Source organism: Microcoleus sp. Pol7_A1, from assembly GCF_036701085.1.
Lineage (GTDB): Bacteria > Cyanobacteriota > Cyanobacteriia > Cyanobacteriales > Microcoleaceae > Microcoleus > Microcoleus asticus.
In genome coordinates, this window is the sequence record NZ_JAUBQD010000168.1 from 1 (window position 1) to 1,225 (window position 1,225).

Annotated in this window: 1 protein-coding gene; it reads right to left on the reverse strand. The window is 38.2% G+C overall.

Features of this window, described 5'->3' with window-relative positions; all coding sequences use genetic code 11:
* Positions 1-34: 34 nt before the first annotated feature.
* A protein-coding gene (locus tag QUA20_RS31805) for an ISKra4 family transposase (protein WP_333194329.1) occupies positions 35-1,107 on the reverse strand; the annotation gives its coding sequence in 2 pieces (ribosomal slippage) (positions 35-951 and positions 951-1,107; 1,074 coding nt in all).
* Positions 1,108-1,225 lie beyond the last annotated feature (118 nt).

Sequence of the window (1,225 nt, forward strand, 5' to 3'; positions counted from 1 at the left end):
GGGAGCGTGTCACTTTTGCGATGAGTATTTATACTCAAACATTTCTTCGCTTACCAATTAAGCCATTTAAGTAAGCACATCTATGAGCCAATACCTGCCCAATATGTTCTGATTTCCAACTTGCTCCAGATATTTTAATTCGTCTAGCTATTTGCTTAATTCCTGATTCTACTGCGCCAGAGCCAATTGAACATATTTCATCTCTTTGGAAAACTTCGTAATTAATAATTCTTTCTTGGTGCTTTTCTAAATATTTGCAAAAATTAACTGCTGGTTTTTTCTTTAACTCTGTAAATAGTGCTTTTGCACTTTTTACATTTCCTTTCCATAAATATCTTTCTGCTTGCTTCAATCGCTTAATTGAACCGCCTACTTTCTGAAGATTTTCATTCAAATGATACCAGTCCAAAATTTCTCTTCTGTCCTGTTCACAACTAATTTCCTTGAATATATTCCATACGCCATCATGTCCATCACCTAAACAAGTTACTGGTTTTGCTAGTGGCTGTTGATTTGCCCAATTAACGATCATCTCATTTTGCTCGAAACTGGCTACTATGCCTGCTTCCGACACAATTGCTTTATAGTCTTTCCATTCGGATTTTTCTCCGAGTGGTCTTATCAATCGTGCTTTTCCACCGTCTGCACTTAACTCGGTAATATCTGCTGTTGCTACAGGCTGCTCAAATTTTTGATAATGTACTAATCTTTGTTGTGTCTTCGCTGGAACCGTAATCCCTGTTATATATTCAATATCTTTGGCTGCATTTTGATATGCAACATTAGCACTCAGTCTTAAACAACAGTTTTCTAAATGTGGACTCAATCTACTCCCACTCCCACACCCTAGTTTATCTGCTTGCTTTTGGGTGATGCTTAAATCACCTAATGTACTTTTTAATCTCTTTACCCTTCCTGCTTTTGTCCCGCTCGCTGAGTAGATAAAAAAATTCCGATCTGCGGTGTCACATGAGTTAACACCTTATCTTTAACCGCGATCTCGATATCTTCTAATGTTTTCAACGATTCCGGGTCACAATCAGCATACAGGATTGCCGAAATAGCCTCTACATATGTTTGAATCGCCTGTTGTTGTTCGGGAGTCATCGTTCAATCGCCACTAATTAAGACATCATTATTTTCGCCGATTTTGCCAACAATAGCTCAAAACCTTTGCCCCACTTGTTTTGAGTATTTATACTTGTCGCAAAAGTGACACGCTCCC